Annotated in this window: 3 protein-coding genes, 2 tRNA genes and 1 CRISPR repeat array; of the genes, 2 read left to right on the top strand and 3 right to left on the bottom strand. The window is 73.2% G+C overall.

Going from position 1 to position 3149, the window contains the following annotated elements; translation table 11 throughout:
* Positions 1 to 18: 18 nt before the first annotated feature.
* Positions 19 to 291: a CRISPR direct-repeat array (repeat unit 29 nt; unit sequence GGGACCATCCCCGCACGCGCGGGGAGCAG).
* 167 nt (positions 292 to 458) lie between these two features.
* From rpmG to UWG_RS0123405, 3 genes are all read right to left on the bottom strand, one after another.
* Positions 459 to 623, bottom strand: a complete 165-nt coding sequence (rpmG, locus tag UWG_RS0123415; protein ID WP_016909635.1) for a 50S ribosomal protein L33 — start codon at positions 621 to 623, stop codon at positions 459 to 461.
* A gap of 89 nt (positions 624 to 712) precedes the next feature.
* Positions 713 to 785: transfer RNA gene (locus UWG_RS0123410), tRNA-Met, on the bottom strand.
* Positions 786 to 830: 45 nt separating this feature from the next.
* Positions 831 to 903, bottom strand: a tRNA-Thr gene (locus UWG_RS0123405).
* Between the two features lie 298 nt (positions 904 to 1201).
* On the opposite strand from UWG_RS0123405, the gene UWG_RS0123400 reads away from it, so the two are divergent.
* Both UWG_RS0123400 and UWG_RS0123395 read left to right on the top strand, forming a co-directional pair.
* The gene (locus UWG_RS0123400; protein WP_016909634.1) at positions 1202 to 2524 is read left to right on the top strand and encodes an amidohydrolase family protein; all 1323 of its coding nucleotides are present in this window, start codon (positions 1202 to 1204) and stop codon (positions 2522 to 2524) included.
* Positions 2525 to 2584: 60 nt separating this feature from the next.
* Positions 2585 to 3149 (top strand): NAD(P)H-binding protein (locus UWG_RS0123395; protein WP_029391713.1); only part of this gene is annotated, 565 nt, incomplete at its 3' end.

Genomic DNA, 3149 nt, shown 5'->3' with positions numbered 1-3149 from the left:
CGCATCCCTCGCACGCCGGGGACCATCCCCGCACGCGCGGGGAGCAGACCCGGCCGCGGGCCCTCGCGGACTCCAGGCCGGGACCATCCCCGCACGCGCGGGGAGCAGCAAGGGTCGATTCCGGCGGCGCGGCCGGCGCGGGGACCATCCCCGCACGCGCGGGGAGCAGAGGTGGGTCCAGTCCGGGCGGGTGATCTCGCGGGGACCATCCCCGCACGCGCGGGGAGCAGTCACGGTGTTTTGAACGGAAGAAGATGTCAGGGGGACCATCCCCGCACGCGCGGGGAGCAGTCTCGTTGACCTGCACGTTTCTCAACGGCCGACCCCCGCTGAAGCAACTTTCCCCGAGAGCGACAAATCGGACATCGCCGCAAGAGCCAAGCACACACCACAAAGCCGCCCCCCGACAACGCAGGGAGCGGCCTCGCGGAAAACTTCCGGCCCTCGGAGCGCGAACGTCAGCGCGTCTCGCGGTGGACGGTGTGACGGTTGTCCCTGGGGCAGTACTTCTTCATCTCGATCCGGTCGGGGTTGTTCCGACGGTTCTTCCTGGTGATGTAGTTCCGCTCCTTGCACTCCACGCAGGCCAGCGTGATCTTCGGGCGGACGTCTGTGGCAGCCACGTTGAGTGCTCCTTGACAAACGGATGGACAAACGCAGAAATAGTAGCCGATCGGAGGACCGACCCTGCAATCGGCTACTGTCGGTGAAGTAGCGGTGACCGGACTTGAACCGGTGACACAGCGATTATGAGCCGCTTGCTCTACCGACTGAGCTACACCGCCACGATGCGGCGGCCTCCACCGGTGGCAGAGGACCAGTCACATCAGAGCCCCAAAACGGAATCGAACCGTTGACCTTCTCCTTACCATGGAGACGCTCTGCCGACTGAGCTATTGGGGCGAGCGGGGAAGACATTACACGCCTCGCAGCCAAAGGTGAAATCCGTACCGGCCGCCCGGACCCTCCCGCGCCACGCACCCGCGACGGTCCCCAACTGCCGTTCCGGAAGGCGGGGCCGGGTCGCCGGACGCCTCCGCCGCAGCCCTCGGAGCTGCGAGGGCGGCGTCCCCACCACACCACAGCGGTACGACTATTCGGTCGTTCCACGCCGAGCTCTCCCCTGCGCCCTACGCTCGATCCGCGCGCCGCCCGCCCGGGGCGCCCCGGGCCAAGTGACCTCCGCGCCCCTGGGAGACCGATGACCGAGAGTGAGCCGCAGGAGCCGTCAGAGCCAGAGCGCGAGCCCGGCCGCGGCGAATCCGAACGCGAGTCGCGCGAAGGACCCCGCACTCCCCCGCTCGTGCTGCGCGGGGCGCGTCTCGCCGACGGCCGCACCGTCGACGTCCGCGTCGCGGGCGGCCGTATCGAGGCGGTGGGCACGGCCGGCAGCCTCGCCGTCGAGTACGGCAGGCGCGGGGCCGCGCTCGTCGACCTCGCCGGCTACCTGCTCCTCCCCGCGCCCGCCGAGCCCCACGCGCACTACGACTCCGCGCTCACCGCGGACCAGGCACCGCCCGCTGAGGACCGTCCGGCCGGCCCGCCGTCGTACGAACCGGACGACGTGCAGCGCCGCACCACCCAGGCCGCGCTCCTCCAGCTCGGCCAGGGCGCCACCGCGTCGCGCACCCACGTGCGCATCGGGGACGTCGCCGGGCTCTCGGGCCTGGAGGCCGTGCTCCAGGCGAGACGCTCGCTGCGCGGGCTCATCGATCTCAGCGCCGTCGCCGTGCCGCGGCTCCTCACGGGTGCCGCGGGTGCCGAGGGGCTCGCGATGCTGCGGGACGCGGTGAAGATGGGGGCCACCGCCGTCGGCGGCTGCCCCGACCTCGATCCCGATCCCGCCGGGTACGTGGAGGCCGTCCTGACGGTCGCCGCCGAGCACGGCTGTCCCGTCGACCTGCACACCGAGGGCGACGACCCGGCGCGGCTCACCCGTCTCGCCGCGGCGGCCGGCGGTTTCCGGCCGGCGGTGAGCATCGGGCCGTGCGGCGGCCTCGCCCGGCAGCCGCACCGGACCGCCGTCCGTTGCGCCGAGCAGCTCGCGGCGGCCGGCGTCACCGTCGTCTGCCTGCCGCAGGGGGGTTGCTCCGCCGTGGAGCGGTCCTCGCCCGAACTCCCCTCGCGGGCCGCGCCGATGAGCGTGCTGACGCGGGCCGGCGTCTCCGTCGCCGCGGGGAGCGGGGCGCTGCGCGACGCGTCGAACCGGGTGGGGAGGGGCGATCCGCTGGAGGCCGCGTACCTCCTCGCCTCGCACGGTGAGGCGCCTCCGCACGCCGCGTACGAGGCGGTGAGCGGTGCGGCCAGGGCCGTGATGGGGCTGCCCGAGGTGCGCGTCGAGGCCGGCTTCCCCGCCGATCTGCTCGCGGTGCGGGGCGACGAGCTGGCGGGGGCGCTCTCGCTCGCGTACAGCAGGGTGGTGGTGCACCGGGGGCGGGTCGTGGCCCGGACCAGCGCGGTGCGGGAGTTCTGCGACTTCGCCACCGCCGCCGAGTTGGGGCTGCCACGGCAGTCCCAGGGCTGAGAGACAGCAGGTCGGAACGAGACCGCGCGCGAGCGGACTCGTCGGCGTACGGTCGGGGACATGCGCACTGTGATCGCTGGAGGACACGGAAAGATCGCCCTTCGACTGGAGCGGCTGCTCGCCGGACGGGGCGACCGGGTAGCGGGCATCGTCCGACGCTCCGCGCAGGCGAGCGACCTGCTCGCCGCCGGAGCCGAACCCGTCGTCTGCGACCTGGAGTCCGCAAGCGTCGACGACGTGGCGAAGCACCTGGAGGACGCCGACGCCGCCGTCTTCGCCGCCGGCGCCGGACCGGGCAGCGGCGTGGCCCGCAAGGAGAGTGTGGACCGGGCCGCCGCCGCGCTCTTCGCCGACGCCGCCGAACGCGCCGGGGTGAGCAGGTTCCTCGTCGTCTCCAGCATGGGAGCCGACCCCTCCGTCGACGCCGAGCACCCGCCCTCGGGCATGGAGCCGGTCTTCGCGGCCTACCTCCGCGCCAAGGGCCGGGCGGAGGAGGACATCCGCGCACGCCCCGACCTCGCCTGGACGATCCTGCGCCCCGGCCGCCTCACCGACGACCCGGGCACCGGACGCGTCACACTCGCCCCCTCGACGGGCCGCGCCGACGTCACCAGGGACGACGTGG

It is taken from the genome of Streptomyces xiaopingdaonensis (genome assembly GCF_000262345.1).
GTDB lineage: Bacteria > Actinomycetota > Actinomycetes > Streptomycetales > Streptomycetaceae > Streptomyces > Streptomyces xiaopingdaonensis.
The sequence above is the reverse complement of the archived record's forward strand: the minus strand, read 5'-3'. Positions and strand labels throughout refer to the sequence as shown.